Origin of the sequence: Streptomyces sp. NBC_00154, from assembly GCF_026342835.1 — a bacterium.
Lineage (GTDB): Bacteria > Actinomycetota > Actinomycetes > Streptomycetales > Streptomycetaceae > Streptomyces.
This window is the reverse complement of the sequence record NZ_JAPEMI010000001.1, coordinates 5,248,731-5,274,779: the sequence shown is the minus strand read 5'-3', so window position 1 is coordinate 5,274,779 and position 26,049 is coordinate 5,248,731. Positions and strand designations below refer to the sequence as shown.

The 26,049-nt window shown below is 70.5% G+C and carries 27 protein-coding genes and 1 pseudogene; 8 read left to right on the top strand and 20 right to left on the bottom strand.

Annotated features, from left to right (window positions below; all coding sequences use genetic code 11):
- Positions 1–198: 198 nt before the first annotated feature.
- The 3 genes from OHA03_RS23655 to OHA03_RS23645 all read right to left on the bottom strand — a co-directional run bounded on the left by OHA03_RS23655 (position 199) and on the right by OHA03_RS23645 (position 4,319).
- Positions 199–1,668, bottom strand: coding sequence for an alkaline phosphatase PhoX (locus OHA03_RS23655; RefSeq protein WP_267005794.1), 1,470 nt, complete (start codon positions 1,666–1,668; stop codon positions 199–201).
- A gap of 179 nt (positions 1,669–1,847) precedes the next feature.
- Positions 1,848–3,305, bottom strand: a complete 1,458-nt coding sequence (locus tag OHA03_RS23650) for a hypothetical protein (RefSeq protein WP_267005793.1) — start codon at positions 3,303–3,305, stop codon at positions 1,848–1,850.
- 306 nt (positions 3,306–3,611) lie between these two features.
- A complete protein-coding gene (locus tag OHA03_RS23645; protein ID WP_267005792.1) occupies positions 3,612–4,319 on the bottom strand; it encodes an antibiotic biosynthesis monooxygenase in 708 nt (235 codons plus the stop codon).
- 172 nt (positions 4,320–4,491) lie between these two features.
- Here OHA03_RS23645 and OHA03_RS23640 point away from each other — a divergent pair, with 172 nt between their 5' ends.
- Positions 4,492–4,935 (top strand): GNAT family N-acetyltransferase, encoded by a 444-nt coding sequence (locus OHA03_RS23640; protein WP_267005791.1) that lies wholly within the window; start codon positions 4,492–4,494, stop codon positions 4,933–4,935.
- A gap of 15 nt (positions 4,936–4,950) precedes the next feature.
- On the opposite strand, the gene OHA03_RS23635 is transcribed toward OHA03_RS23640, so the two are convergent.
- Positions 4,951–5,586 (bottom strand): DUF4232 domain-containing protein, encoded by a 636-nt coding sequence (locus OHA03_RS23635; RefSeq protein ID WP_323181245.1) that lies wholly within the window; start codon positions 5,584–5,586, stop codon positions 4,951–4,953.
- A gap of 204 nt (positions 5,587–5,790) precedes the next feature.
- Between OHA03_RS23635 and dapA the strand changes: the two genes are divergently transcribed.
- Entirely contained in the window at positions 5,791–6,675 is an 885-nt protein-coding gene (dapA, locus tag OHA03_RS23630; RefSeq protein ID WP_267005790.1) for a 4-hydroxy-tetrahydrodipicolinate synthase, read from the top strand.
- Here the strand turns inward: dapA and dapD are convergent.
- Positions 6,672–7,658 (bottom strand): 2,3,4,5-tetrahydropyridine-2,6-dicarboxylate N-succinyltransferase, encoded by a 987-nt coding sequence (gene dapD / locus OHA03_RS23625; protein ID WP_267005789.1) that lies wholly within the window; start codon positions 7,656–7,658, stop codon positions 6,672–6,674. The two genes, dapA and dapD, sit on opposite strands and share 4 nt — an antisense overlap.
- Before the next feature lie 91 nt (positions 7,659–7,749).
- A complete protein-coding gene (locus OHA03_RS23620; protein ID WP_267005788.1) occupies positions 7,750–8,997 on the bottom strand; it encodes an MFS transporter in 1,248 nt (415 codons plus the stop codon).
- Between the two features lie 111 nt (positions 8,998–9,108).
- Here OHA03_RS23620 and OHA03_RS23615 point away from each other — a divergent pair, with 111 nt between their 5' ends.
- Positions 9,109–9,978 carry a winged helix-turn-helix transcriptional regulator gene (locus tag OHA03_RS23615; protein ID WP_267005787.1) on the top strand — a complete coding sequence of 290 codons (870 nt, stop codon included), beginning with the start codon at positions 9,109–9,111 and terminating at the stop codon, positions 9,976–9,978.
- A gap of 87 nt (positions 9,979–10,065) precedes the next feature.
- Here the strand turns inward: OHA03_RS23615 and OHA03_RS23610 are convergent, their stop codons facing one another.
- Both OHA03_RS23610 and OHA03_RS23605 read right to left on the bottom strand, forming a co-directional pair.
- The gene (locus OHA03_RS23610) at positions 10,066–10,602 is read right to left on the bottom strand and encodes a TetR/AcrR family transcriptional regulator (RefSeq protein WP_267005786.1); all 537 of its coding nucleotides are present in this window, start codon (positions 10,600–10,602) and stop codon (positions 10,066–10,068) included.
- The gene (locus OHA03_RS23605; protein WP_267005785.1) at positions 10,602–10,922 is read right to left on the bottom strand and encodes a multidrug efflux SMR transporter; all 321 of its coding nucleotides are present in this window, start codon (positions 10,920–10,922) and stop codon (positions 10,602–10,604) included. The genes OHA03_RS23610 and OHA03_RS23605 overlap by 1 nt, the downstream gene beginning before the upstream one ends.
- A 275-nt stretch (positions 10,923–11,197) precedes the next feature.
- On the opposite strand from OHA03_RS23605, the gene OHA03_RS23600 reads away from it, so the two are divergent.
- Positions 11,198–12,220 (top strand): hypothetical protein, encoded by a 1,023-nt coding sequence (locus OHA03_RS23600; protein WP_267005784.1) that lies wholly within the window; start codon positions 11,198–11,200, stop codon positions 12,218–12,220.
- Between the two features lie 55 nt (positions 12,221–12,275).
- Here OHA03_RS23600 and OHA03_RS23595 read toward each other — a convergent pair.
- From OHA03_RS23595 to OHA03_RS23550, 10 genes and pseudogenes are all read right to left on the bottom strand, one after another.
- Positions 12,276–12,641: pseudogene (locus OHA03_RS23595) on the bottom strand (VOC family protein).
- Between the two features lie 65 nt (positions 12,642–12,706).
- The gene (locus OHA03_RS23590) at positions 12,707–14,101 is read right to left on the bottom strand and encodes a DUF3616 domain-containing protein (protein ID WP_267005783.1); all 1,395 of its coding nucleotides are present in this window, start codon (positions 14,099–14,101) and stop codon (positions 12,707–12,709) included.
- A 141-nt stretch (positions 14,102–14,242) separates the two neighbouring features.
- Positions 14,243–14,581: a metal-sulfur cluster assembly factor gene (locus OHA03_RS23585; protein ID WP_030974666.1), complete on the bottom strand. Its 339-nt coding sequence runs from the start codon at positions 14,579–14,581 to the stop codon at positions 14,243–14,245.
- Complete coding sequence (sufU, locus tag OHA03_RS23580; RefSeq protein ID WP_267005782.1) at positions 14,578–15,033, bottom strand: Fe-S cluster assembly sulfur transfer protein SufU; 456 nt, start codon at positions 15,031–15,033, stop codon at positions 14,578–14,580. The genes OHA03_RS23585 and sufU overlap by 4 nt, the downstream gene beginning before the upstream one ends.
- 10 nt (positions 15,034–15,043) lie before the next feature.
- Entirely contained in the window at positions 15,044–16,300 is a 1,257-nt protein-coding gene (locus tag OHA03_RS23575; protein ID WP_267005781.1) for a cysteine desulfurase, read from the bottom strand.
- Positions 16,297–17,061 carry a Fe-S cluster assembly ATPase SufC gene (sufC, locus tag OHA03_RS23570; protein WP_030919835.1) on the bottom strand — a complete coding sequence of 255 codons (765 nt, stop codon included), beginning with the start codon at positions 17,059–17,061 and terminating at the stop codon, positions 16,297–16,299. Before sufC ends, OHA03_RS23575 begins: the two co-directional genes overlap by 4 nt.
- 7 nt (positions 17,062–17,068) lie before the next feature.
- On the bottom strand, positions 17,069–17,386 hold the full coding sequence (locus tag OHA03_RS23565) for a bifunctional 3-phenylpropionate/cinnamic acid dioxygenase ferredoxin subunit (protein ID WP_030919832.1): 318 nt from the start codon (positions 17,384–17,386) through the stop codon (positions 17,069–17,071).
- Positions 17,386–18,567, bottom strand: coding sequence for a Fe-S cluster assembly protein SufD (gene sufD / locus OHA03_RS23560; protein WP_267005780.1), 1,182 nt, complete (start codon positions 18,565–18,567; stop codon positions 17,386–17,388). The genes OHA03_RS23565 and sufD overlap by 1 nt, the downstream gene beginning before the upstream one ends.
- Positions 18,568–18,626: 59 nt before the next feature.
- Positions 18,627–20,048 (bottom strand): Fe-S cluster assembly protein SufB, encoded by a 1,422-nt coding sequence (gene sufB, locus OHA03_RS23555; RefSeq protein ID WP_267005779.1) that lies wholly within the window; start codon positions 20,046–20,048, stop codon positions 18,627–18,629.
- Positions 20,045–20,785 carry a metalloregulator ArsR/SmtB family transcription factor gene (locus tag OHA03_RS23550; RefSeq protein WP_267005778.1) on the bottom strand — a complete coding sequence of 247 codons (741 nt, stop codon included), beginning with the start codon at positions 20,783–20,785 and terminating at the stop codon, positions 20,045–20,047. Before OHA03_RS23550 ends, sufB begins: the two co-directional genes overlap by 4 nt.
- Before the next feature lie 136 nt (positions 20,786–20,921).
- Between OHA03_RS23550 and OHA03_RS23545 the strand changes: the two genes are divergently transcribed.
- From OHA03_RS23545 to OHA03_RS23530, 4 genes are all read left to right on the top strand, one after another.
- On the top strand, positions 20,922–21,848 hold the full coding sequence (locus OHA03_RS23545) for an ABC transporter ATP-binding protein (RefSeq protein WP_267005777.1): 927 nt from the start codon (positions 20,922–20,924) through the stop codon (positions 21,846–21,848).
- Positions 21,845–22,612 (top strand): ABC transporter permease, encoded by a 768-nt coding sequence (locus OHA03_RS23540; protein WP_267005776.1) that lies wholly within the window; start codon positions 21,845–21,847, stop codon positions 22,610–22,612. The genes OHA03_RS23545 and OHA03_RS23540 overlap by 4 nt, the downstream gene beginning before the upstream one ends.
- A gap of 78 nt (positions 22,613–22,690) precedes the next feature.
- Positions 22,691–23,704, top strand: a complete 1,014-nt coding sequence (locus tag OHA03_RS23535) for a heme A synthase (RefSeq protein ID WP_267005775.1) — start codon at positions 22,691–22,693, stop codon at positions 23,702–23,704.
- 204 nt (positions 23,705–23,908) lie between these two features.
- Positions 23,909–24,340, top strand: coding sequence for a hypothetical protein (locus OHA03_RS23530; protein ID WP_267005774.1), 432 nt, complete (start codon positions 23,909–23,911; stop codon positions 24,338–24,340).
- A gap of 7 nt (positions 24,341–24,347) precedes the next feature.
- Here the strand turns inward: OHA03_RS23530 and OHA03_RS23525 are convergent, their stop codons facing one another.
- Together OHA03_RS23525 and OHA03_RS23520 are read right to left on the bottom strand one after the other, a co-directional pair.
- Positions 24,348–25,496 (bottom strand): amidohydrolase, encoded by a 1,149-nt coding sequence (locus OHA03_RS23525; RefSeq protein ID WP_267005773.1) that lies wholly within the window; start codon positions 25,494–25,496, stop codon positions 24,348–24,350.
- 122 nt (positions 25,497–25,618) lie between these two features.
- Entirely contained in the window at positions 25,619–25,978 is a 360-nt protein-coding gene (locus OHA03_RS23520) for a hypothetical protein (protein ID WP_267005772.1), read from the bottom strand.
- Positions 25,979–26,049 lie beyond the last annotated feature (71 nt).

Here is a 26,049-nt window from a genome sequence, read left to right as displayed (position 1 = left end):
TCACAGTCGGCGGAACCGACGAAGGTGCTCTACCCCCTGAGCTACACCGGCTCGAAAGCCGATGGCGGGACTTGAACCCGCGACATCCCCATTAAGAGTGGAAGTAGGTCCTGCCTGCGCACCTGGGCACAGACAGGACCTTAGAAGACCGGCCTCCGGACGCGCGACGGGTTTTCCGCGCGCGTCCGGACGGGTGCGTCAGTGCCCGTTCGGCTGGCGCTTCCACGGGCCGGTTATGGCGAGCATGATGCCGGGCGTCTGGATGTTGGCGAACAGCGTCTTCCCGTCGGGCGAGAAGGTGACACCGGTGAACTCGCTGTACTCCGGCTCCTCGGCCGTGCCCGCGTTCAGGTCGTTGCGCGCGATCGGGTACGTGCGGCCGCTCTCCGTCGCCCCGAAGAGGTGCTGGACGCCCTCGCCGTCCTCGGCGATGACCAGACCGCCGTACGGCGAGACGGTGATGTTGTCCGGGCCGTCGAAGGCGCCGTCCTTCGACGGGTCGGCGTTCACGCCGAGGAGCACCTTCAGCGTCAGCGTGCGGCGCTTCGGGTCGTAGAACCAGACCTGGCCGTCGTGCTGGACGGGGCTCTCCGCGCGGGCGAACGAGGAGACGATGTAGACGCCGCCGTCGCCCCACCACATGCCTTCGAGCTTGCGGGCGCGGGTGACGTCCTGGTCGCCGAACTGCTTGCGTACGGAGACGGTCTTGGCGTCGCGGTCGACGACGTCGACCCAGTCCACGCCGTACACCGTGCCGATCTTCGTGGCGCGGGACAGGTCGTCGACGAACTTGCCGCTCTTGTCGAAGCACTTGGTGGCCTGGAGGACACCGGCGTCGTCGGCGAGCGTGCGCAGCTTGCCGCGGCCGTGCTTGAAGCCGTGCGGCGGAACCCAGCGGTAGAGCAGCCCGTTGGGGCCGGCCGCGTCCTCGGTCAGGTAGGCGTGGCCGAGCTTGGGGTCGATGACGACAGCCTCGTGGGCGTACCGGCCGAACGCCTTGATCGGGCGCGGGTCGCGGTTGGCGCGCTCGTCGTACGGGTCGACCTCGAAGACGTAGCCGTGGTCCTTGAGCAGACCGTTCTTGCCGGCCTTGTCCTCGGTCTCCTCGCACGTGAGCCAGGTGCCCCACGGGGTGGCGCCACCGGCACAGTTGGTGGACGTGCCGGCGATGCCGACCCACTCGGCGGTGCGGCCGTCGCGACGGGTCTCGACGACGGTGCAGCCACCGGCGGCGATCGGGTCGTAGACGAGGCCCTCGGCGAGCGGGACGGGGTGCTCCCAGCCGGTCCGGGTGCCGCTCAGCTCGTGGTTGTTGACGAGCAGGGTGACGCCGCGCGGGCCCTCGAAGGCAGCCGTGCCGTCGTGGTTGGAGGGGGTGTACTCGCCGGATTCCAGCTTGGTGACACCGCTGTGGGTGACGATGCGGTACGAGAATCCGGCGGGCAGCGCGAGTATGCCCTTCGGGTCGGAGACCAGCGGTCCGTAGCCGGGCTCGTCGCTGTGACCGTGTCCGTGGTCATCACCGTGGTGGTCGTCGTGGCCGTGGCCGGACTCCTGCGCGGCGAGGGCACCAGGCGCGGTAGCCAGGGCGGCGACGGTACCGGTCAGGGCGATGCCGGCGCCGGTGAGGGCGGACTGCTTGGTGAATTCCCTGCGCGTGAAGGGCATCACGAAACTCCTGGAGCTGCTGGGACGGGTGTTTGCGGGCTCACGCTCCCGCCCCTGCACTAACAGCAGTTGAACTGAAGGCGTCTTCAAGCAGCACCCTTTCTGTGAACCTTCACAGAGTCCCTACCGCCGGCCTCCGCCCGGCTGCCCGACCCGACGGTCCGGCCCGGCCGCCCCGCTCAGCCGCCCGAACGCGACCGCGCCTTGAAGGCCGCCTTCCGTGCTTCCTTCGCCTTCTTCTTGTCGCTGTGCAGCTGCCCCATCGCCTCCAGGACGTCCGCCGTCGCCGGGTGCGCCACCCGCCACGCCTCGTCGAAGAACCCGCTGTGCTGGCCGGAGAGCCCCTCGACCAGCCCCTGGAGCTCGTCCAGATCGCCGTCCGCCTCCAGCTGGGCGGCGATCGTGTCGATGGCGAGCCAGAAGATCATCGACTCCGGCGGCGGGGGCACGTCCGCCGCGCCGCGCTCGGCGAGCCAGACCCGGGCGAGGCCGCCCAGCTCCGCGTCGTCCAGCACCGCACGGACCGCGGGCTCCGCCTCCGCGCCGACCAGGGCGAGCGCCTGCTGGCAGTGCAGCCTGCGCAGCGGGGCCTGCTGGTCCGCGCCGCGTGCCGCGTCCAGCAGTTCGCCCGCGGCCCCGTCCGCGCCGCGGCGGGCGAGCCACTGCTCGACCTCGCTGCGCGCAGCTGCCTCCGGGTAGTACGCGATGCCGCCGAGGAGCGTGTCCGCGCCCTTGTCCGTGAGATCGCCGAGCGCCGGGGCATCGATGCCGGCCTCCAGCATCCGGGCCCGGATGCCGTACAGGCCGAGGGGGGTCAGCCGCACCATGCCGTACCGGCTGACGTCCTCGTCGTCGGCGGGCGGCTGGGCCTCCTCGCCCTCCTCGGCGAGCAGCGCCTCGTCCACCGGCCGGTAGGCGACGATCCCGATCGGTTCGAGAAGCCGGAACTGGTCGTCGAGGCGCATCATCGCCTCCGACACCTGTTCCAGGATGTCGTCGGTGGGCTCGCCCATGTCGTCGGGCACGATCATCGACGCGGCGAGCGCGGGCAGCGGTACGGGTGCCTCGCCCTCGCTGCCGTCGCCGACCGTGAGCAGATACAGGTTGCCGAGCACGCCGTCGAGGAATTCGGCTTCCGCCTCCGGGTCCCAGTCCAGGGCGTCGAAGTCGATCGAGCCGTCCTCGCCGACGAGATCGGCGAAGTCGTCGAAGACGGGTGCGGTGGCGTCGGCGTGCACTGCCTCCAGGCCGTCGAGCCAGATCGCGAGGACGTCCTGCGGGGAGCCGCCGGTCAGCAGCCCCAGGTTCTCGCCCGCGCTGACGGTCCCCTCGGCATCGTCTGCGGCGTCGTCCCCCTCCGGGTCGTGGACGTCGAGGAGCCCGGTGTCGACCGCGAGCCGCCACGCCTCACTGGCCTCCGCGGCACCGTCCTCGTCCGCCGCCAGCCCGAGGTGTTCGGCCGCGGCGGGCAGCTGCGCCTCGACGAGCTCCCCGCCGGCGCCGACCCGGGTCTCGGGTCCCGCCCAGCGGGCGAGTCGGACGGCCCGGGCGAGCAGCGGCGCGGCGAGCGCGTCCCGTGCCAGCTCCGCCTCGGGGTGCAGCCGTACCGGTGGCAGGGTGGGGCGCTCTGCGGACATCAGGTGGTTCTCCTCGGACGTACGGGGGTACGGGCTCGGACCGACCCGCAGGGGGCGGTGGTCCCAGGCCGACCAAGCGTAGACGCATTTCGCCCATGCCACTCGGTTCCCAGGACGGACGGCTGCCGGCCACCCGCCGGGCCTCGGCAACTGCCGTGCACAGCGGGGGAATCGACGCGTTCGGGCACCCCCTCATCCACTTCCCACGCTCCCCCGGAGCCCGTGCCGCCCCCCACATCGGCCACCCGAACCACCGCCGGTCCACAGGGCCCCGCACTTGCGCCCGTGGACCCCGGTCCTCGCCGGCTATGCGCCCGCCCGCAGACTGAGCGCGGGCGAGTAGCGGTGCACACCGCCGCCGATCACCCCGGGGTACGACTGCACCCGCTCCCACTGCGGTGTCTTCGACCCGACGCCGTCGCCGGGTGCGGTGAGCGCGTCGATGTGCGCCCGCGCGCTCGACCATTCCGCGTAATTGAGTACGCGGGTCCCGTCGACGCTCATATGGAAGTGCCCGGAGATACCGCCGGGGGCAGGTGCCGGATCCGTACCGAGCGCCTCGAACACGGTGTCCACCCAGTCCCGTTGACGTGCCTTGTCCGGCCCGTCGAACTCGACGTCGACGATCACGACGCATCCCGGCTCAGGGGTGTCGTCCTCGCTCGGTGCCGTGGAGCGGTAGAGCTCGTACGTGTGCAGCCAGAGCCGGCGGATCCCGGGCACGGCGGCATCGATGTCGGTGTTGCGGGCGTCCCGTCCGCTCGCGGCGAACTCCTGATATGCGCCCTCACCACTCCACTGCGAGTAGTGGAACAGCGTCTTCCCGTCGTCCCCCGCATGCACGGTGTACGAGAGAAGCCCCTGGTGCGGCCAGTCCCGGCTGCCCCACGCCTCACGGATGGCCTCGACCGCCTGCCGCTGCCGCGCGGGGGTACCGACGTCCCAGGTACTGGCCTTGACGAGGCCCACATCCCCCCGGGCGACATCGGGACGGGACTCGAACTGCACGCTCATGACGGCCCTCCTCACCGGGGCACCCCTGCGGTGCGCCGCTGACACCCACCCTGATACGTCAAGCACGCTTGAGGTCAACCACCGGCTTCACCGGAGCCCGGCGCAGGCCGGCCGCGCGACCGCACCGTATCCGGCTGCTGAGCGCTCAGGTGCCCGTGCCAGACTCCGGGGCGTGATCCTTCGTACCGCCACCCGCGCCGACCTGCCCGCCGTCCTCGCGCTCCTCGCCGACGAGAACCGGGTCGTCGACCCGGCCTCGGACGTGGTCGACGATGCGTACGAGAAGGCCTTCGCCGATATCGAGAGCGATCCGCGCAACGAGATACTTGTGCTGATGGACGGCGACACGGTGCTGGGCTGCCTGCAGGCCACGTACATACCGGGGCTCGGGAAGCGCGGCGAGGAGCGGGCGCTGATCGAGGCGGTGCGGATCAGGGCCGACCGGCGGGGCGACGGGCTGGGGCGCGAGCTGATGAAGCAGGCCGTCGACCGGGCCCGGCTGCGGGGGTGTGCGCTGGTGCAGCTGACCAGCAACAAGCGGCGTGCCGACGCGCACCGGTTCTACGAGACGCTGGGCTTCGACCGCAGCCACGAAGGTTTCAAGCTCGCCCTCTGAGCCGCCCCGGCGGCGCTACTGGGGCGACACGGTGCGCCAGGCGGTCATGTTCAGCTCGTCGAGCAGCCGTACGTCGCTCCCCTTCAGCGGGAACGCGCGCGCTTCCAGCCCCGGGGCCGGTGCGATCTCCAGCGCGTCGCCCTCGATGAGGTCGCCGCCGGTCGCGGTGGAGACCCACGCGAGCAGCGAGTGCAGAGTCTGCCCCGGCTTCAGCATGACCTCTTTCGGACCCGGGTCGGTTCCCATGTAGGAGGAGCCCGGGTTCACCTTGACCGGCAGCGGTTCGCCTTCGTCGTCCAGGACCCGGACTGACGGGTAGCCGTCGACCCGGTACGGCTTGCTGCCGCAGTTGGTGAGGGTGAGCCCCACGGCCCGGTGGCCCAGCGCCGCCTGCACCTCGCCCATGTCCACGACGAGGCCGGAGGACGGGCAGTCGGCCCGGGCGGCAGCGCTCGGCGGTGGGGCGGGGCTGGGCACGTCCCCGGTGGCGGGCGGGGTGCTGGACAGATCACCGGGCCGCAGCTTCTCCGCGTGCACCCGGCCGGGTGTGTGCGAGACGCTCGGCGTCGGCCCCGGCTCCCCCTCGCCCGCCGGAACGAGGAATCCGGCGCATCCCGACAGCGACAGGGCCAACGCCCCGGCCGTGCACACGGCCGCCACTCTTCGCGTCCCGTTCCCCGTACTCGCCGTTTCCCGCATGCTCATGCACCCGCCCCCGTATCGGCCTGTCGCATAGGTGTTCGATCATGCCAGAGCGCGGGCCGGGCTCCAATGACCATTGTTCAGCGTTCCTTCCTCTTCACCCCAAGAAGAACTAAGTAGACCTTTACGGTCCGGCCGTCCGACACTTCGGACATGACAGCATCCGTAGCCCCCTTCGGCCGCGCCCTCTGCGCCATGGTCACTCCGTTCACCGCCGACGGCGACCTGGACCTGGACGCGGCCGGGAAGCATGCCGCCGACCTCGTCGCCGACGGCTGCGACGGCCTGGTGCTCAGCGGGACCACCGGCGAGTCCCCGACCACCACCGACGCCGAGAAGACCGCACTGCTGCGCGCGGTCCGGGAAGCCGTCGGCGACGGCGTACCGCTCGTCGCGGGGGTCGGCAGTGCGGACACCCGGCACACCGTGCAGCTGGCGCAACAGGCCGAACAGGCGGGCGCGGACGGGCTGTTGGTCGTGACGCCGTACTACAGCAGACCCCCGCAGGCCGCCGTCGAGGCGCACTTCGGGCGCGTCGCCGACGCCACCGGCATTCCGCTGATGCTGTACGACATCCCCGGCCGCACCGGCACCCGGATCGAGCCGGCGACCCTGCTGCGGCTGGCCGGGCACCCGCGCATCGTGGCGGTGAAGGACTGCGCGTACGACCTGCTCGGCTCGACAAAGGTGATCGGCGCGACCTCGCTCGCGTACTACTCGGGCTGTGAGGAGCTCAACCTGCCGCTGTACGCGGTGGGTGCGGCAGGCTATGTCAGCACGGTCGCCAATGTGGCGCCCCGCCAACTGCGGGCGGTTCTCGACGCGTTCGACGCCGGGGACACCGCGGAGGCCGCCCGGCTCAATCTGCTGACCGTGCCGCTGGCCGAACTGATGATGGCGTCGGGTCTGCCCGGCACCGTGACGGCCAAGGCACTGCTCGACGCGGGCCCGGTCCGGGAACCGCTGCAGCCCGCCGGGCGCGAGGCGACCGACGGGCTGCGCAGGGCGTACGAGGAACTCCTCGCCGCTACAGGCTAGTTGTGGTTGTGCAGGACGTCGTTCAGACCGTCCCACACCGCGTTGTTCGGGCGGGCCTCGACGGCGCCGGTGACCGAGTTGCGGCGGAAGAGGATGTTCGAGGCGCCGGAGAGCTCGCGCGCCTTGACGATCTGGCCGTCCGGCAGCGTGATGCGCGTACCGGCGGTGACGTACAGACCGGCCTCGACGACGCACTCGTCACCGAGCGCGATCCCGACGCCGGCCTCGGCGCCGATCAGGCAGCGCTCGCCGATGACGATGCGCTCCTTGCCGCCGCCGGAGAGGGTGCCCATCGTGGAGGCGCCGCCACCGATGTCGGAGCCGTTGCCGACGACGACGCCCGCGGAGATACGGCCCTCGACCATCGACGTGCCGAGGGTCCCGGCGTTGAAGTTGACGAAGCCCTCGTGCATGACGGTCGTACCGGCGGCGAGGTGCGCGCCGAGCCTGACCCGGTCGGCGTCGGCGATCCGGACACCCTTCGGTGCGACGTAGTCCGTCATCCGGGGGAATTTGTCGACCGAGGTGACCTGGAGGTGCAGGCCGTCGGCGCGGGCGTTCAGCCGCACGTGCTCCAGGTCGTCGACGGCGACCGGACCCAGCGACGTCCAGGCGACGTTGGTGAGGAGGCCGAAGACGCCGTCCAGGTTCTGGCCGTGCGGCTGGACGAGGCGGTGCGAGAGGAGGTGCAGGCGCAGGTACGCGTCGTGCGCATCGAGCGGCTTGTCGTCGAGCGAGGCGATGACCGTACGGACGGCGACGATCTCGACACCGCGACGGGCGTCCACGCCGATGGCCTTGGCCGCACCCTCACCGAGCAGGTTCACGGCGAGGTCGGGGGTGAGCCGCTCGGTTCCGGCCGGGCCGGGCTCGGCGGTGAGCGCGGGGGCGGGGTACCAGGTGTCGAGAACGGAACCGTCGCCGGCGATGGTGGCGAGGCCGGCGGCGACGGCGCCGGTGGTGCGAGAAGTCGTGTCGGTCATGACACGAAACCTAACCGGCGAGGCCCCGCCGGAGCCAACCGGTCTCGCCGGACGGTCACCGCGCAGCCCCCGCCGGCCTGGCACGATCCGCTCACCCGGACTGTGCCTGCCGTACGGGTGGCGCCTGCCCGGCAGGCGCGTCGCGCACCGGCCCCCGCGCGGTTCCCGGCCCGGGCCCTCTCAGCCGCCGCGCCGCCAGCACCGCGAAGCCCGCGCCGCCCGCCAGCAACGCACAGGCCGGCCAGAGCAGCTGCGGCGCGGTGGCGTAGAGCGCGCCGCCGAGCGGTGGCGCCAGCACCTGCCCGCTGATGGAGGCGCCCGCGTACAGACTCTGGAAGCGGCCCTGCGCATGGGCGGGCGCCTGGTCGGCGACGTACGCCGTGGCGGTGGTCTTGTAGAGGATCTCGCCCGCGGTCACCGACGCCATCATGGTGACGGCGAACAGCACCCCCGCCCCCGGGATCAGCGCCGCGAACCCCAGCCCCACCAGCAACAGACCGGCGCCGACGATGCGCAGCGGCGCCCGTCGGCGCAGCGCGTGCGTCACGGGGAGTTCGAGGCAGAGGATGACGCCGCCGTTGATGGCGAGCAGCCAGCCGTAGAACTGGGTGCTGCGGCCGTGATCGGCGAGGAAGACCGGCAGGGTCGAGTACTGCTGCCGGTAGACGAGGTCCACGCAGAGGATCGCGGCGAGCAGCACCGGCACCGCCGGCCTGGCCCGCAGCTCCCGCCGGAGCCCGGGCGCGTCGGGGTTGTGGACCGGCCGGGTGTGTACGGTGCCGCGCGCCGGGAGCACCTTCGATGCGTACACGGCGAAGAGCAGCGTCCCCAGGCCGTCGACGACGAACAGGCAGTCGTACGAGAAGTGGGCGGCGACCAGCGCGCCGAGCGGTGGGCCGACGGTGAAGCCCGCGTTGCCGCCGGCACGCATCACGGCGAAGCTCTGGCGTCGGCCGCCCTCGGGCACGGAGACGGCGACGAGTGCGGAGTTGGCGGCGCGTACGACGCCGGCCGCGTACTGCGCGAGCGGCAGCACCCCGTACATCGCCGCGACCGGCAGGACCGGCAGGGTGACGAGCGCCGCACCGCTCACCAGCGCGCCGGCGAGGAGCATCCGGCGGTGGCCGTAGTGGTCGCCGAACCAGCCGCCGGTGAAGTTCCCGGCGACCAGGCCGACCCCGCCGATGCCCGCGATCACTCCGGCCTGCGGGACGGTCAGTTCGCGCGGTCCGGTCAGATAGACGAAGAGATAGATGAAGGTGAAGCTGACGACTCCGTTGAGGAAGGCGCCGAAGGCCAACATCCGCACCGTCCGCGGCACGTTCCGCAGCATCCCCATCCGCAGCACCCCCCAGTGAGTTCCCCTTGGGAACGGACTATGGCAGCATGCTTTCCGCGGGTCAATCCAGCCATGGCCGACCCGGGGAAGAGAACGGAAGAAGACGAAGCAATGCCGCAGCGCACCAGCCTGGCCGACGCCGACTGCGCGATCGCCCAGGCCCTCGATGTCGTCGGCGACTGGTGGACCCTGCTGATCGTGCGGGACACAGCGCGCGGGGTGACCCGCTTCGACGCGCTCCAGCAGGAGCTGGGCATGTCCCGCAAGGTGCTCACCGAGCGGCTGCGCCTGCTGGTCGACGCGGGCGTACTGACCCGGGAGCCGTACCAGGACCGCCCGGCCCGGTACGAGTACCGGCTCACCCCGCGCGGCCGGGCGCTGCTGCCTGTGCTGATCGCGCTCCAGGACTGGGGCGACACCTGGGTGACGGGAGACGGAGAGACGATGGCGACGACGACGGAGGCGTCCCGGGAGGCGGCGCGGGTGCACGCCTTGGTGGGCACGCGCCTGCCCGAGCTGCAACTGCTCGACAGCTACGGTGTGTTGAGCGACCCGGTCGCCGACACCCCGTACACCGTCCTGTACTGCTTTCCGGGCGCGTACGCCCGTCGGGACGCCTATCCGCCCGGCTGGGCGGAGATCCCGGGCGCGCGCGGCTGCACCCTCGAATCCTGTACGTACCGCGACCAGTTGGCCGAGTTCACGGCGGCGGGGGCGAGCGTGCACGGAGTCTCCACCCAACGCCAGGACGAGCAGCGGGCGTTCGCGGACGCGGAAGGACTGCGCTTCTCGCTGCTGTCCGACGCGGAGCTGGAGCTGGCGGCAGCGCTGCGCCTGCCGACGTTCCGGGTCGCGGGGGTCAGCCGGCTGAAGCGGCTGACGCTGGTGGTGGACCGGGACCGGACAGTCCGCGAGGCGCTGTATCCGATCACGGACATCGAGGCGAGCGTGCGGGCGGCACTGACGGCGGTCGGCGGCTGAACCGGCCGGTCGCCCCGGTCGGCCGATGAGCGATGCGGCGACGCCCGGCCCGGACCTGACCTGCCCTGCCCTGCCCTGGCCGCCGGGTCAGCCGATGATCCGGGCCAGCATCTCCCGCGCGTACGCCGCGTCGTACGTCCCGCCTGTCAGCAGGACCTGCAGACAGATCCCGTCCATCAGCGCGATCAACGCCCGCGCGGTGGCCGGCTCGGTGCGTCCCGCGAGCAGTTCCGCGGTGCCGTCCGTCCACTCGGCGGCGACGGGCCGCAGCGCGGGCCGGCGCAGCGCCGCAAGATACAGCTCGTACTCCAGCTCCGGTCGCCCGCGCCCGCCGGAGAACCACTCCCCCAGCAGCCGGGCCATCTCCTCGGCGAGGTCCGCGTCCGGCGCGAGGAGCGCCTCGCTCTCCCGCATGGCGCGGGCGAAGTTCTCGTTCGACCGGCGCAGTGCGGCGATCAGCAGCTCGTCGAGCGAGGCGAAGTGATACGTCGTCGAGCCCAGCGGCACATCGGCCTCGGCGGCGACGGAGCGATGACTGAGCCCCGCGATGCCCTTTGCGCCCACCACCCGGATCGCCGCGTCGATGATGCGGCCGCGGCGCTCGGGGTCGTAACGGCGGGCCATCAGTGGGCTCCGCCCAGGTTCAGCACCACCACACCGGCGATGACCAGGGCGATGCCCGCCACCTTGACCGGGTTGCCGGACTCGCCCATGAACAGGACCCCTATGGTGGCGACCGCGGCCGTGCCGATCCCGGCCCAGATGGCGTACGCGGTACCCATGGAGAGTGTCTTCAGGGTCTGTGCGAGCAGCGAGAAGGCCAGCAGATAGCCGACGACGGTGATGAGCGAGGGCCACAGCCGGGTGAAACCCTCGCTGTACTTCATGGCCGTGGTACCGGCCACCTCCGCCGCGATGGCTGCGGCCAGCAGTCCGTATCCCATATGTACGAGTGTACGCATCGTTGCGTACATCTGTACACAACGGTTGGCCGGACCCGGAGCCCCTGGCCCGCAGCGGCCGGTGCCGCCGGCCGGGATCCGCTCCCGGGCCCGGACCGCTACGGTGTCCCGACCGGCACAGAGCAACGACAACAGACAACGGAGCAGCAGTGGCGCAGGACGCAGGGTGGGGCGGCGGTGTGCCCGGGGGCGGCACACCGTACGGAGGAGCGCCGTACGGGGGGCCTCCCGGGCCACCGGGATGGGGCGGCGGCTGGATGCCGCCGCCGAAGCCCGGGGTGATACCGCTCCGGCCCCTCAACCTCGGGGACATACTCGGTGGGGCCTTCTCCACGATGGGCCGCTACTGGAAGCAGCTGTTCGGCGTGGGCGCGGCCGTGTACGGCGGGGCGCTGGTCGTGGTCGGGGCGGCGGTCGCGATCGCGTACTCCGCGGTCAGTGACCCTCTGCACCGGGTCATCGCGCTCTCCTCGGAGGAGAGCCCCAGCACGGAGGACATCGTGCCGCTGGTGATCGCCTTCGGCGCCGTCTGGCTGGTGGCCGTCCTGGTGCTGATGACCGCCACGGCGATGATGTACGCGACGGTTCCGGCGGTTCTGCAGGACGCGGTTCTGGGCCGGCCGACCACCTTCGGCATCATCTGGCGCCGGGCCTGGGCGCGGGTCCCGGCCGTGATCGGCACGGTGCTCCTGACCTCCCTGGTCGCGGTGATCCCGATGGTGCTCATGATGGTCGCCTTCATCGCCATGACGATCGCCTTCATCACCCTGGACAGCGGATCCGGCAGCGGGGTGGCGATCGCGGTGGGCATCCTGGGGGTCCTGGCCACCGCCCCGTTGGCGATCTGGCTCTGGGTGAAGTTCTCGCTGGCCCCCGCGGCCGCGGTCTTCGAGGGGCAGCGCCCGATCGCCGCGCTGCGCCGCTCGTCGCAGCTGGTGCGTGGTGACTGGTGGCGCATCTTCGGCATCTCGCTGCTGGCCATGGTCATGGCGGCCGTGGCGAGCTACATCATCCAGCTGCCGTTCTCGATCCTCGGCATGTTCCCCGGCATGATCGGCATGGAGAGCCTGGGCTCCGACCCGAATCCGACAGCGGTCATTGTCGCCATGAGCGGCTACCTGGTGGTATCACTGCTGGGCCAGCTGGTCGGCCAGCTCGTCTCGGCGACGTTCCCGCAGCTGGTGACCGGGCTGCTGTATGTGGACCGCCGGATGCGCAACGAGAATCTGGGGCCGGTGCTCGCCGAAGCCGCTGCCGTACCCCCGCAGTTCGGCCCGTGAGCACGGGTCGGGCCCGTGCACACGGGCCCGACCCGGGTTCCGGTGCAGGCGGCTCTCAGTCGATGAGCGAGTTCTTCGGGCTCAGCACGCAGAATTCGTTCCCCTCGGGGTCCGCCAGCACCACCTAGCTCGCATCGGCGCGCTGGCCGACGTCCAGCCGGGTGGCCCCGAGGCCGATGATCCGCGCAGCCTCCACGGCCTGGTCGTCGGGGGCGAGATCGATGTGGAGCCGGTTCTTGACCGCCTTCTCCTCCGGTACGGGGACGAAAGTGATGCCGGGCACGGCGTCCTTGTCGGCGCCGATGACGATTTCGTCGTCGGCTTCGAAGAGCACCTTCCAGTCGAGCACCCGGCACCAGAACCGGGCCTGCGACGGCAGATCGTGGGCGTCGACGACGATGGAGTAAAAGGAAACGGCCAAGACCGCGGGTCTGCCCGGTGGTCATGGCCGTTCGCCATGACGAAACGCGAAGTCGCGCCCGTTCGTCAGCTGTTGACGGTGAACCAGACGGAACGGGACTTCTTCCACTCGGCGTGGTCGAGGTCCTTCGCCTCCGTGCCGTCCCCGTACAGATCGGCAGAGCCGGCGTCCGTGATCAGCTGCGCCCGCGCACCCGGCGCCGTCAGGTCCGGCACGTCGACGACGGCCTCCCAGCCGCCCGGGTCGGCGGTCGGCAGATCGGCCCGCTTGACCGGCGCGCGTCCGGCGACGCCGTCCCACGAGTAGAGGGCGTACGGGTCGGAGTTGTCATCGGCCGCCCAGGAACCGGCCACGATCAGGTACTGGTCGGCGGCGTTCTTCCGGATGTCCCGGATGCTGAGCCCGCCGAGGTCCAGCTCGATCGGCGTGCCGATGACCGCCTTCGCCCCGCTCCCGGCCACCTTGTCGAAGTTGGTGACGGGCACGATCAGCGCCTTGCCGCCCTCGCTCGGCGGTACGAGCGGCGCCCGGAAGCCGAGGTACGCGGTGGTGGTCGAGCTGGGCGCGAACTCCAGGCCCTCGATGTTGAACCCGTCGATCTGCTTGGGCACTTGACCGCTCCCCGTACCCGCGGCGAAGCCGTACCGGTTGCCGTTCGCCTTGTCCCAGGCGACGAGGTCGTCCCGGAGCTTCTTGTACGAGCCGCCGACCGTCAGCTGGGTGGCGGCGCCCGACCCGGTCACCGTCGTGGTGAAGACGGTGTTGCGGTCGGACTTGTACTCGCCGTCCTTGTTGTTGCCGAGCGAACCGGTCCAGTAGATGGTGTTCCCGACGCGGGTCGCGCCCTCGATGTCGATCTCCTTGTCCGCCCCGAGCGCCGAGCCGACGTCCCAGCTCCTCACAGGCGCACCGGATGCCGAACGGCTGTACAGCCGCAGCGTGTTGGACTCGTCGTCGGCCACCACCGCATAACCGCCCCCGACATCGACGGCGGCCGAGGCGTCGGAGGACCCGGTGAGGTAGCGCGTGTCGGCCGAGTTCTGCACAGCGGCGGACGCGGCGTAGTGCAGCGTCTTGGTGGCGGTCTTGCCGCCGAGCCCGGTGACCTTGATCGTGAGGTCCGTGTAGCCCCGCGCGTGCGCGGCGACCGCGAGTTGCCGGGTGGCGCCGGTCCCCGTCACGGTCACATCACCGGTTCCGGCGACGGACGACTTGGAACTGGCGGACGCCGCCACACCGAGCGCGGTGACATCTGCGCCGCTCTGCGCGACGGTGACGGTGACCACGGGGTCGCCGGTCGCTCCGACGGCGCCGGAGAGGTAGGCGGCCGACAGAGTGATCGTCGGAGTCCCGTAAGTCGCGGCGTCCGCAGGGGTGTTGAGCCCCACGGTGGCCAGCGCAAGAACGCCGGCCGCGGCGGTGGCCGCCCGACGGTTCCGGAGCGAAAGCTGATGCAGCACAGCGTGCCTCTCGTCGGCGTGATGTCGAGGAGTAGGCTCCGGTTCCCGCGCCAACGGCGGACACACACTGTGCGTCCCGCAGACGAACAACGCCGAACGGCCCCCGGCGGAAGCCGGGGGCCGTTCGGCCATGCACATGGCTCAGACGTTGAAGCCGAGCGCACGCAGCTGCTCGCGCCCGTCGTCCGTGATCTTGTCCGGGCCCCACGGCGGCATCCAGACCCAGTTGATCCGCAGCTCACTGACGATGCCGTCGGTCGCGGACTTCGCCTGGTCCTCGATGACATCGGTCAGCGGGCAGGCCGCGGACGTCAGCGTCATGTCGAGGGTGGCGATGTTGGCGTCGTCGATGTGGATACCGTAGATCAGGCCCAGGTTGACGACGTCGATGCCCAGTTCGGGGTCGACGACGTCGTACAGGGCCTCGCGGACCTCCTCCTCGGAGGCCGGCTTGGTGGTGAGAGTCTCGTTGTCGCTCATGCCGTCTTCCCTTCGGACAGCGCCTGCGCCGTCGCATCCTTCCACGCCATCCAGCTCAGCAGCGCGCACTTGACCCGGGCCGGGTACTTCGAGACACCGGCGAACGCGACCGCGTCCTCCAGCACCTCCTCCATCGCGTCGTCCGGCTCCAGCTGGCCCTTCGACTGCATCAGCTCCAGGAAGGCCTCCTGGATCTTCTGCGCCTCGCCCAGCTCCTTGCCGACCAGCAGATCGTTCAGCACGGAGGCGGAGGCCTGGCTGATGGAACAGCCCTGACCCTCGTACGACACGTCGGCGATGGTCTCGCCGTCGTACTTCACCCGGAGCGTGATCTCGTCGCCGCACGTCGGGTTGACGTGGTGCACCTCGGCGTCGCCGTCCCGCAGGCCGCGCCCGTGGGGGTGCTTGTAGTGGTCCAGGATCACTTCCTGGTACATCGAATCAAGCTTCACCAGTCAACCCTCAGCCGAAGAAGTTCCGTACGTGCTCCAGACCGTCCACCAGGGCGTCGACCTCGGCAGGCGTGGAGTACAGATAGAACGACGCTCGCGTCGTCGCAGGAATTCCGTACCGCAGGCAGACCGGCCGTGCGCAGTGGTGTCCGACCCGGACCGCGATGCCCTGCTCGTCGAGGACCTGGCCCACGTCGTGCGGGTGGATGTCGCCGAGCGTGAACGAGATCGTGGCGCCGCGGTCCTCCGCGGTGGCCGGACCGATGATCTTGAGGTCCGGGACCTCCAGGAGACGCTTCACCGCGTACTCGGTGATCGCGTGCTCGTGCTGGAAGATCTTGTCCATGCCGATCGCCGAGAGGTAGTCCACGGCCGCGCCGAGGCCGACGGCCTGCGCGATCGGGGGCGTACCCGCCTCGAACTTGTGCGGCGCCGGGGCGTATGTCGACGAGTGCATCGACACGGTCTCGATCATCTCGCCACCACCGAGGAACGGCGGCAGGTCCTCCAGCAGCTCGTGGCGGCCCCAGAGCACACCGATGCCGGTCGGGCCGACCATCTTGTGACCGGTGAAGGCCACGAAGTCGGCCTGCAGCGCCTGCACGTCGAGCACCATGTGCGGGGCGGCCTGCGACGCGTCGATGCAGACCAGCGCGCCGACCTGCTGGGCGCGGCGGATGATCTTCTCGACCGGGTTGATCGTGCCCATGATGTTGGAGACCAGCGTGAAGGAGACGATCTTCGTCTTCTCCGTGATGATCTCGTCAATGTTGGACAGGTCGAGGCGGCCGTCGTCGGTGATGCCGAACCACTTCAGCTTCGCGCCGGTGCGCTGCGAGAGCAGCTGCCACGGCACGATGTTGGAGTGGTGCTCCATCTCCGTGATGACGATCTCGGTCTCGTGGTCCACCCGGTAGGGCTCGTCGGCCCAGCCGAGCATGTTCGCCACCAGGTTGAGCGACTCCGAGGCGTTCTTGGTGAAGATCACCTCGTTGCGGCTCGGCGCGTTGATGAACGCGGCGACCTTGTCACGGGCGCCTTCGTACAGCGCCGTGGCCTCCTCCGCGATCGTGTACACACCTCGGTGGACGTTGGCGTTGTGCCGCTCGTAGTACTCGTTGAGAGCGTCGAGCACCTGGCGCGGCTTCTGCGAAGTCGCCGCGCTGTCCAGGTAAACGATCTTCTTCCCGTCGTGGACCGTACGATCCAGCAGGGGGAAGTCCTTGCGGATCGCCTCGGTGTCGAGGAGGCCCGGCAGCTGTGTCACGCGGAAGCGCCACCCTTCACATATGCCTCGTAGCCCTCGTTCTCCAGCTTGTCGGCGAGCTCGGCGCCGCCGGACTCGGCGATACGGCCGTTGGCGAAGACGTGCACGAAGTCGGGCTTGATGTAACGGAGGATCCGCGTGTAGTGCGTGATCAGCAGCGTGCCGACCTCGCCGGTCTCGCGGACCCGGTTGACGCCCTCGGAGACGACGCGCAGGGCGTCGACGTCCAGGCCGGAGTCGGTCTCGTCGAGGATCGCGACCTTCGGCTTGAGGAGCTCCAGCTGAAGGATCTCGTGGCGCTTCTTCTCACCGCCGGAGAAGCCCTCGTTGACGTTGCGCTCGGCGAACGCCGGGTCCATCTGGAGGTCGGCCATCGTCTCCTTGACCTCCTTCACCCAGGTACGCAGCTTGGGCGCCTCGCCGCGGACGGCGGTGGCGGAGGTACGCAGGAAGTTGGAGACCGAGACACCGGGGATCTCGACCGGGTACTGCATGGCCAGGAAGAGGCCGGCGCGGGCGCGCTCGTCGACGGTCATCGCCAGGACGTCCTCGCCGTCCAGGGTCACCGTGCCGCTGGTGATCGTGTACTTGGGGTGACCTGCGAGGGAGTACGCGAGGGTCGACTTGCCGGACCCGTTGGGGCCCATGATGGCGTGGGTCTCGCCCTGCTTCACGATCAGGTCGACGCCCTTGAGGATCTCCTTCGTGGCGTTGTCGGCCTCGACGGAGACGTGCAGGTCGCGGATTTCAAGCGTTGCCATGGGTGACTCAGGACTCCTGGGTGACGGAGACGAGCACATCGTCCCCTTCGATCTTGACGGGGTATACGGGGACGGGGCGCGTCGCGGGAAGGCCGGACGGCTTACCGGTGCGCAGGTCGAAGCTGGAGCCGTGCAGCCAGCACTCGATCATGCAGTCCTCGACCTCTCCCTCGGACAGTGAGACGTTCGCGTGCGAGCAGATGTCGTTGATCGCGAACACCTCGCCCTCGGTGCGGACCAGGGAGACCGGCGTACCGTCGAGCTCCACCCGCTTCGGGGTGTCCTCCTCCAGCTCGCTCAGCGCACAGACTTTGACGAAGGCCATCAGACGGAAGCCTTCAGCTCGGCCTCGATCTTGTCGAGCAGACGGGCCTCGACGTCCGGCAGACCGATCTGCTGGACGAGCTCGGCGAAGAAGCCGCGCACGACGAGTCGGCGGGCGTCCTCGGCCGGGATGCCGCGGGACATCAGGTAGAAGAGCTGCTCGTCGTCGAAGCGGCCGGTGGCGGAGGCGTGACCGGCGCCGACGATCTCGCCGGTCTCGATCTCCAGGTTCGGCACGGAGTCGACCCGCGCACCGTCCGTGAGAACCAGGTTGCGGTTCATCTCGTACGTGTCGGTGCCCTCGGCCTTGGCCTGGATGAGCACGTCACCGATCCATACGGCGTGCGCGTCCTGGCCCTGCAGCGCGCCCTTGTAGACGGCGTTGGACTTGCAGTGCGGGGTGTTGTGGTCGACCAGGAGGCGGTGCTCCTGGTGCTGGCCCTTGTCGGTGAAGTACAGACCGAAGAGCTCGGCCTCGCCGCCGGTGCCCGCGTAGGCGACCCGCGGGTGGAGCCGGACCAGGTCGCCGCCGAAGGTGACGACGATCGACTTGAAGGTGGCGTCCCGGCCGATCAGCGCGTTGTGCTGAGCAGCGTGGACGGCGGTGTCGTCCCAGTCCTGGACGGAGACGACGGTGAGCTTCGCGCCGTCACCGAGGACGTACTCGACGTTGCCGGCGACGACCGCGTCACCGGTGTGGTCGATGACGACGACGGCCTCGGCGAAGGCTCCCAGCTCGACGACCTGGTGGGCGTAGGCCACACCGCCCTCGCCGTGCACGGCGATCCGGATCGGCTCGGTGAGCACGGCCTCCTTGGCGACCGTGATGACCGAGGCCTGCTCGAAGGACGAGTACGCCTGGGCGGCGACGCGGTCCACCGGGGTGCCGGCCCGGCCGAGCCGGGCGTCGTCACGGCCGACGGTCTCGATGGTGACGCCCTCGGGGGCCTCCACCGCGACCTTGACGGCGCCACCGGTCGCGACGGCGGTGCCGTCGTGCAGCCCGCGCAGCCGCTCCAGCGGCGTGAACCGCCACTCCTCCTCGCGGCCGTGCGGCACCGGGAAGTCCGCTACGTCGAAGGACGGGGGCGCGCTCATGCGCGTGGCGACGGTCGACTCGGCGGCCACCGCGATGGACCCGGTGGTGGTGGACCCCGCCGGAATGTTCTGAGCCTCAGCCATGGCTGTCGTAGTGCTCGCTTTCTCTGTCAAAAGTCGGGGGATTCGGTCGTCAGGCTGTGCTAGCCGACCGAACCCTCCATCTGCAGCTCGATCAGCCGGTTGAGCTCAAGCGCGTACTCCATGGGCAGCTCGCGCGCGATGGGCTCGACAAAGCCACGCACGATCATGGCCATGGCCTCGAACTCGGTCAGACCGCGGCTCATCAGGTAGAAGAGCTGGTCCTCGGAGACCTTGGAGACGGTGGCCTCGTGACCCATGGACACGTCGTCCTCGCGGACGTCCACGTACGGGTACGTGTCGGAGCGGGAGATCGTGTCGACCAGGAGCGCGTCGCACAGCACGTTGGACTTGGAGCCCGCGGCGCCCTCGCCGATCTCGACCAGACCGCGGTACGAGGTACGGCCGCCGCCTCGCGCCACCGACTTGGAGACGATGTTGGAGGAGGTGTTCGGCGCCATGTGGACCATCTTGGATCCGGCGTCCTGGTGCTGGCCCTCGCCCGCGAAGGCGATGGAGAGCGTCTCGCCCTTGGCGTGCTCGCCCATCAGGTAGACGGCCGGGTACTTCATGGTGACCTTGGAGCCGATGTTGCCGTCGACCCACTCCATGGTCGCGCCCTCGTACGCCACGGCGCGCTTGGTGACCAGGTTGTAGACGTTGTTCGACCAGTTCTGGATCGTCGTGTAGCGGCAGCGGCCGCCCTTCTTCACGATGATCTCGACGACGGCGGAGTGCAGCGAGTCCGAGGAGTAGATCGGCGCGGTGCAGCCCTCGACGTAGTGGACGTAGGCGTCCTCGTCGACGATGATCAGCGTCCGCTCGAACTGGCCCATGTTCTCCGTGTTGATACGGAAGTAGGCCTGCAGCGGGATGTCGACGCGGACACCCTTCGGCACGTAGATGAACGAGCCACCGGACCACACGGCCGAGTTCAGCGAGGCGAACTTGTTGTCGCCGACCGGGATGACGGTGCCGAAGTACTCCTTGAAGAGCTCCGGGTGCTCCTTCAGCGCGGTGTCCGTGTCGAGGAAGATGACGCCCTGCTCCTCCAGGTCCTCACGGATCTGGTGGTAGACGACCTCGGACTCGTACTGCGCGGCGACACCGGCGACCAGGCGCTGCTTCTCCGCCTCCGGGATACCGAGCTTGTCGTACGTGTTCTTGATGTCCTCGGGCAGGTCCTCCCAGGACTCCGCCTGCTTCTCGGTGGACCGCACGAAGTACTTGATGTTGTCGAAGTCGATGCCCGACAGGTCCGAGCCCCAGTTCGGCATGGGCTTCTTGTCGAACAGACGCAAGCCCTTGAGGCGGAGCTTCAGCATCCACTCGGGCTCGTTCTTCTTGGCCGAGATGTCGCGTACGACAGCCTCGGAGAGGCCGCGCTTGGCCGCCGCGCCTGCCGCGTCGGAGTCGGCCCAGCCGAATTCGTACGTACCCAGACCCTCGAGCTCAGGGTGGGCAGTCTCCGTGGGGAGCGTCATGCGGGGTTCCTCCCGGCCGTGTTTGCAGATGCTGATGTGGTGGTCTGTGCGGTTGCGGGTCCGCCGCGCGGTACGAACGTCGTGCACACCCCGTCGCCGTGAGCGATGGTGGCCAGACGCTGCACATGGGTCCCGAGCAGGCTGGAGAAGATCTCCGTCTCCGCCTCGCACAGCTGCGGGAACTGCTCGGCGACATGTGCGACCGGGCAGTGGTGCTGGCACAGCTGCTCGCCCTGCTGAGGGCCCGGCGCGCTTCGCGCCGTAGCAGCGTACCCGTCGGCCGACAAGGCCTTGGCCAGCGCCTCTGTGCGCTTCTCGGGGTCCGCCGCGTCGATCGTCTTGCGGTAGGCCACCGACTGGGCGGCGGCCCTGGCGCGGACGAAGGCGACGACTGCTTCGTCGCCCGCGGTCTCGGCGATCCAGCGAAGAGCGTCGGCGGCAAGCTTGTCGTACGACTGGTCGAAGGCGTCCCGGCCACAGTCGGTCAGTGCGAACACCTTGGCCGGACGGCCGCGGGTCCGCGCCCCGTACACCCGCTGTTCGCGGGCTTCGACGACACCGTCGGAGACGAGGGCGTCGAGATGGCGGCGGACGGCGGCCTGGGTCAGCCCGAGGCGCTTCGCCAGATCGGCGACGGTGGACGGGCCGTGGTCCAGGATGGAGCGCGCGACCCGGTTGCGCGTCGAGCGCTCTCCGGTCGCGAGTTCCTCCTGACGAGCCTCGCCCTGGTATTTCACAACGCCATTGTTGCGTAATTCCTCCGGCCCTGACAACCACGGTCCGAAACGATCAATGGTGGAGTTCGTCACTTAGGGTTACCTAATTCGGCCCCGGGGGACTCGCCCGCCGCGCCGCTGCCTAGACTTACCGGCCATGAAGAACGAGCCGGTCGTGCAGATCCGTGGCCTGGTGAAGCGGTACGGCACCAAGACCGCCGTGGACGGCCTCGACCTGGGCATACGCACCGGTGCGGTCACCGCCGTCCTCGGTCCCAACGGTGCCGGCAAGACCACCACGATCGAGACCTGCGAGGGCTACCGCCGGCCCGACGCGGGCACCGTCCGCGTCCTCGGTCTCGACCCGGTCGCCGACGCCGCCGAGCTCCGTCCCCGGATCGGCGTGATGCTGCAGTCGGGTGGTGTCCACTCCGGAGCACGCGCCGACGAGATGCTCCGCCACATGGCGAAACTCCACGCCCACCCGCTGGACGTCGACGCCCTGATCGAGCGCCTCGGCCTCGGCAGCTGCGGCCGTACGACCTACCGGCGCCTCTCCGGCGGCCAGCAGCAGCGGCTCGCCCTGGCGATGGCCGTCGTCGGCCGCCCCGAGCTGGTGTTCCTGGACGAGCCGACCGCGGGCCTCGACCCGCAGGCCCGCCGCTCCACCTGGGATCTCGTACGGGAACTGCGCTCCGACGGTGTGTCGGTCGTCCTCACCACCCACTTCATGGACGAGGCCGCGGAGCTCGCCGACGACGTCGCCATCGTCGACGCGGGCCGGGTCATCGCCCAGGGCAGCCCGGAGACGCTCTGCCGCGGCGGCGCCGAGAACACCCTGCGCTTCACCGGCCGCCCCGGTCTCGACCTCGGCTCGCTGCTGAAGGCGCTGCCCGACGGCACGCAGGCGGCCGAGCTCACCACCGGCGCGTACCGCATCACCGGCCAGGTCGACCCGCAGCTGCTGGCCACCGTCACCTCCTGGTGCGCGCAGCACGGCGTGATGCCGGACGGCATCTCCGTCGAGCGCCACACCCTGGAGGACGTCTTCCTGGAACTGACCGGCAAGGAGCTGCGCGCATGAGCGCCGGTACGTACACCCCGCGGCCCGGTGCCGCCCCGCTGCCCCGCATGATCGGCGCACAGGCCGCGCTGGAGACGCGGATGCTGCTGCGCAACGGCGAGCAGCTGCTCCTGACGGTGATCATTCCGACGCTGCTGCTGGTGCTGTTCAGCGCGGTCGACATCGTGGACACCGGCGCGGGCAGGTCCGTCGACTTCCTGGCGCCCGGCATTCTCGCGCTGGCCGTCATGTCCACCGCCTTCACCGGCCAGGCGATCGGCACCGGCTTCGAGCGGCGCTACGGCGTGCTCAAGCGGCTCGGTGCCTCACCGCTGCCCCGTTGGGGTCTGATGACCGCCAAGACCCTCTCCGTGCTGGTCACCGAGGTGCTGCAGGTCGTGCTGCTGACGGCGATCGCGTTCGCGCTCGGCTGGTCGCCGCACGGCAGCCCGTTCGCCGTCCTGCTGCTCCTCGTGCTCGGCACCGCGGCCTTCTCCGGGCTCGGGCTGCTGATGGCCGGGACGCTGAAGGCGGAGGCGACGCTCGCCGCCGCCAATCTGGTCTTCCTGCTGCTGCTGGTCGGCGGCGGGGTCATCGTGCCGCTGGACAAGTTCCCGGGCGCGGTGCAGTCGGCGCTCGGACTGCTGCCGATCGCTGCCCTGTCGGACGGACTGCGGGACGTGCTCCAGCACGGTGCCTCGATGCCGTGGCGGGATCTCGGGATCCTCGCGGTCTGGGCGGTGCTCGGGCTGGGCGCGGCGGCGAAGTTCTTCCGCTGGGAGTGACCGTGGAGGACCGCTCCGGCCCGCCGGTTCGGGGTAACTCGTCCCCCTCGTGAAAGCTTGCACAAGCCGCCGCTTACGATGGTGCGCGTGCCCAAGCTGACCCGAGCCGAAGTCGCTCAAGCCGCGCGGAACCCGCTTCTCTGCATCGCCGAACGCTGGACTCCGTCCCCCCGGACGGTCCGCCGGGCGGCGATGTCGGCCGTCGTGATGGCCGTGCTCATCGTGGTGACCGGCGGGGCTGTCCGGCTCACCGGCTCCGGCCTCGGCTGCCCGACCTGGCCCAAGTGCACCGACGAGTCCCTGACAGCGACCAGCGCGATGGGCTTCCACGGCGCCATCGAGTTCGGCAACCGGATGCTCACGTACGTCCTGTGCGCGGCGGTCGGCTGGACGATCATCGCCGCCCGCTCGGCGAAGCCGTGGCGGCGCAGCCTCACCCGGCTCGGCTGGGCACAGTTCTGGGTGGTCATGGGCAATGCGGTGCTCGGCGGCATCGTGGTGCTGGTCGGCCTCAACCCGTACACCGTCGCGGCGCACTTCCTGCTCTCCACCGCGCTGCTCACGGTCGCCGTCGTGACCTGGCAGCGGGTCCGTGAGGGCGACGGCGAGCCCCGTCCGCTGGTGGGCAAGGCGGTCTCACAGCTGACCTGGCTGCTGACAGCCGCGGCCGGTCTACTGATCGCGGTCGGCACGGTCGTCACGGGGGCCGGACGGCACGCGGGCGACTCCAGCGACGTCCACCGCATCCCGCTCGACTGGAAGATGATCGCGCAGCTGCACGCCGATCTCGCATGGGTCGTGGTGGCGCTGACGGTGGCGCTCTGGTTCGTACTGAAGGCCGTCGACGCGCCGGCCGGGCCGCAACGCCGCACCCGTGATCTCTTCGTGGTGCTGATGGCGCAGGGCGTGATCGGTTACGTCCAGTACTTCACCGACACCCCGGAGATCCTGGTCGGGCTGCACATGCTCGGCTCGTGCCTGGTGTGGATCGCAGTCCTGCGGGTCGTGCTGTCGCTGCGCGAGCGCCCCTCGGCCGTCGCCTCCGTCCCCGGGCCCGCCGCCGAACAGCCGGAGCCCGCAGCCGCCGGCTGAGCGCAAGGGCGGCGATCGGCTCACTTCCCCTCAAGGCCATTTCCTGTCACGGTTTCAAGGAACACACCCCTCCGGCCCCACCATGAAGGCCGTCACAGATCGTTCGTTCGGTCTCTGGGGTGGGACATGGGTTCGTGTACGGGACAGGACCGCGTCCGGTGCTTTCACCGTGGTCTTTCGCTCGCGGAGAGCGGGAAGTACGAGATGCCTCTCCCCCGGGCGAAGCTGCCCGGCGTCAGTACCGCGCTGCCCTCGCTGGTCGTCGTCATCGGTCTGGTCATCCTGTTCGCGAACTTCTCATGGCGCCGGCTCGGGTTGCTGATCGTCCTGATCCCGCTCGGGGCCGCGATCGCCCGTGCCTCGGTCCGGACCGCGGTGCAAGAACGGGACAGGGCCGCCCGCTTCGCGGACCGGGTGTACGCGACCGGGGGTACGCAGGGACCGGAGCTCAAGCACTGCCAGGGGTGCCAGTACGTGCTGCTGCGCACGGGCACGGGAGAGGACCCCGGTCATTTCTCGACGCCCACCCACATGTCCGGTTTCCGCGGCTGGGCCGAGAAACAGGGAGCCCGCTTCGCTCCGGCGGCCGAATCCCACGGGAAGGCCCCCGACAAGGACAAGAAGGACAAGGGCTGAGCCCCCCTCACGTCAGCCCGTACACCCTGCGCGCATTGCCGGAGGCGATCATCGCGGCGACCCGCGTGGCGTCGGCGCGCGACCACGCGCCGTCCGCCACCCAGCCGCCCAGCACCCGGCCGAGCGCCTCGCGGAACTGCCGCGCGCCCACCACATGGAGTTCCGGCAGCCCCTCGGCGCCGCTGGAGAAGAGCAGCTTGCCGAAGGGGGCCAGCTCGAGGACCTCGGCGAGGACGGCCGCGGCGCGCGCCCCCGTCCGGGCGAGGGCGGCTCCCACGTCGGCGTACACATGCGGATGGACGCTCGCGAGCTGCGCGGCGTGTCGGTGGTACGGGTAGCTGTGCAGCAGCACCAGATCGCTGCCGAGCCCGGTCGTGGCGGCGGCGAAGCCCGCGAGCCGCCGTGGGTCGGTGGAGTGCAGATCGAGCTGCAGCGGCCGCCCGCAGGCCACGGCGGTCCACAACAGATGCCGCAACAGCACCGGGTCGTCGGGGGCCGCGTACGGCGCACGCGGGCCGCCCCCGCCGGTGCGTGCCGCTCTGCGTTCCGCCTCCCGCCCGGCGAGCCATCGCCCGGCCGCGCCGCGCACCGCGCCCGGCCCGGGCGGCCCCGGGTCGGGATCCAGGCCGTGGCGTGCGGCCGCGACGGAGGTGAAGGCGGCGGCGGAGGCGGCGGAGGTGTGCACGGCCTCGGCGAGGTTGGCGAGGAAACTCTCGACGGTGCCCGAGGTGTCGGCGACCTGCTCGGCCAGCGACTCCAGCCGGACGAGCTCGCGGGCGTCGGCCCCGGACGCGACGGCGATCTCGGCGGGGCCCGTGAGGTCACCGGGGAGCCCGGTGTCGACGAGATAGGTGGAGACCCCGGTGGCGCGCAGCAGCCGTCGGCCGGTCTCCACCACGCCCAGTTCCCGGCGGCGGGCCAGATAGCCGGCCGGTGGGCAGTGGGGTTCGAGGCCCAGCAGCGGCGGGCACCAGCGGCGCACGGCGAAGCCGGTCTGGGTGTCGAAGAAGGTGGTGCCGGGGGCGGGCTGCCCGGCGCCGGCCGTGGCGGCGGCCGTCGCCAGCCGGGCCTCGAAGGTGCCGAGGCCCAGCTCGGTCCGGAGCACCCCGTGGCAGTGCTGGTCGACCAGATCCGCCACGGGCAGTATGTCGGTCATCCGGGGCTCCCTGCGACGACGTGTGTGTACACGTCCTAACGGGTGAACCCGGTGCGAGGTGTTGCTCCTGCGCCACCTGGATACGCGCCCCGCACGCCCTCGGGTGCGGCCCCGGCGTCCGGTCAGGCCTTGTTGGACGGGCCGCCGACCTGGATCCCGGCCATCCGCGTCCACTCGTAGGGACCGGTGCGGACCCTGGCGGCGAACTCGCCGTCGAAGGACTCGTGCATCGTGATCCCGGCCTTCGCGGTGGCGCTCTCGGCGACCGCGTACGACGGTGCGACCAGGTCGCCCCAGCCGCCGTCCGCGCCGACCAGGACGATGCGGGCGCCCATCTGCCCGATGTACGCGAGCTGCCCCTCGGCGCCGCCGTGCGCCTTGGCGAAGGCGCCGATCTGCTTGGCGAGCCTGGCTGCCCTGCGCTCCGCGCGGGCGGCCTGCTTGCTGTCGTCAACCTGCTGGGTTTCTGCCGTCTCTGCCATGCAACGGATGCTACCGACGGGTAGATCAACTGGCGACGGGCGGGTGACGTGGCATGGGCCACGTCACCCGC

Excerpts from the sequence above, each read along its gene's own strand:
- OHA03_RS23530 (WP_267005774.1), top strand. The coding sequence starts at position 23,909 with ATGCCTCTCCCCCGGGCGAAGCTGCCCGGCGTCAGTACCGCGCTGCCC.
- dapD (WP_267005789.1), bottom strand. The coding sequence starts at position 7,658 with ATGACCGACACGACTTCTCGCACCACCGGCGCCGTCGCCGCCGGCCTC.
- OHA03_RS23645 (WP_267005792.1), bottom strand. The coding sequence starts at position 4,319 with ATGAGCGTGCAGTTCGAGTCCCGTCCCGATGTCGCCCGGGGGGATGTG.
- OHA03_RS23650 (WP_267005793.1), bottom strand. The coding sequence starts at position 3,305 with ATGTCCGCAGAGCGCCCCACCCTGCCACCGGTACGGCTGCACCCCGAG.
- OHA03_RS23605 (WP_267005785.1), bottom strand. The coding sequence starts at position 10,922 with ATGGGATACGGACTGCTGGCCGCAGCCATCGCGGCGGAGGTGGCCGGT.
- OHA03_RS23520 (WP_267005772.1), bottom strand. The coding sequence starts at position 25,978 with ATGGCAGAGACGGCAGAAACCCAGCAGGTTGACGACAGCAAGCAGGCC.
- OHA03_RS23525 (WP_267005773.1), bottom strand. The coding sequence starts at position 25,496 with ATGACCGACATACTGCCCGTGGCGGATCTGGTCGACCAGCACTGCCAC.
- OHA03_RS23600 (WP_267005784.1), top strand. The coding sequence starts at position 11,198 with ATGCCGCCGCCGAAGCCCGGGGTGATACCGCTCCGGCCCCTCAACCTC.
- dapA (WP_267005790.1), top strand. The coding sequence starts at position 5,791 with ATGACAGCATCCGTAGCCCCCTTCGGCCGCGCCCTCTGCGCCATGGTC.
- OHA03_RS23535 (WP_267005775.1), top strand. The coding sequence starts at position 22,691 with ATGGTGCGCGTGCCCAAGCTGACCCGAGCCGAAGTCGCTCAAGCCGCG.
- OHA03_RS23610 (WP_267005786.1), bottom strand. The coding sequence starts at position 10,602 with ATGGCCCGCCGTTACGACCCCGAGCGCCGCGGCCGCATCATCGACGCG.
- sufD (WP_267005780.1), bottom strand. The coding sequence starts at position 18,567 with ATGGCTGAGGCTCAGAACATTCCGGCGGGGTCCACCACCACCGGGTCC.
- sufB (WP_267005779.1), bottom strand. The coding sequence starts at position 20,048 with ATGACGCTCCCCACGGAGACTGCCCACCCTGAGCTCGAGGGTCTGGGT.
- OHA03_RS23615 (WP_267005787.1), top strand. The coding sequence starts at position 9,109 with ATGCCGCAGCGCACCAGCCTGGCCGACGCCGACTGCGCGATCGCCCAG.
- OHA03_RS23565 (WP_030919832.1), bottom strand. The coding sequence starts at position 17,386 with ATGGCCTTCGTCAAAGTCTGTGCGCTGAGCGAGCTGGAGGAGGACACC.
- OHA03_RS23655 (WP_267005794.1), bottom strand. The coding sequence starts at position 1,668 with ATGCCCTTCACGCGCAGGGAATTCACCAAGCAGTCCGCCCTCACCGGC.
- sufC (WP_030919835.1), bottom strand. The coding sequence starts at position 17,061 with ATGGCAACGCTTGAAATCCGCGACCTGCACGTCTCCGTCGAGGCCGAC.
- OHA03_RS23540 (WP_267005776.1), top strand. The coding sequence starts at position 21,845 with ATGAGCGCCGGTACGTACACCCCGCGGCCCGGTGCCGCCCCGCTGCCC.
- OHA03_RS23620 (WP_267005788.1), bottom strand. The coding sequence starts at position 8,997 with ATGGGGATGCTGCGGAACGTGCCGCGGACGGTGCGGATGTTGGCCTTC.
- OHA03_RS23585 (WP_030974666.1), bottom strand. The coding sequence starts at position 14,581 with ATGAGCGACAACGAGACTCTCACCACCAAGCCGGCCTCCGAGGAGGAG.
- OHA03_RS23545 (WP_267005777.1), top strand. The coding sequence starts at position 20,922 with ATGAAGAACGAGCCGGTCGTGCAGATCCGTGGCCTGGTGAAGCGGTAC.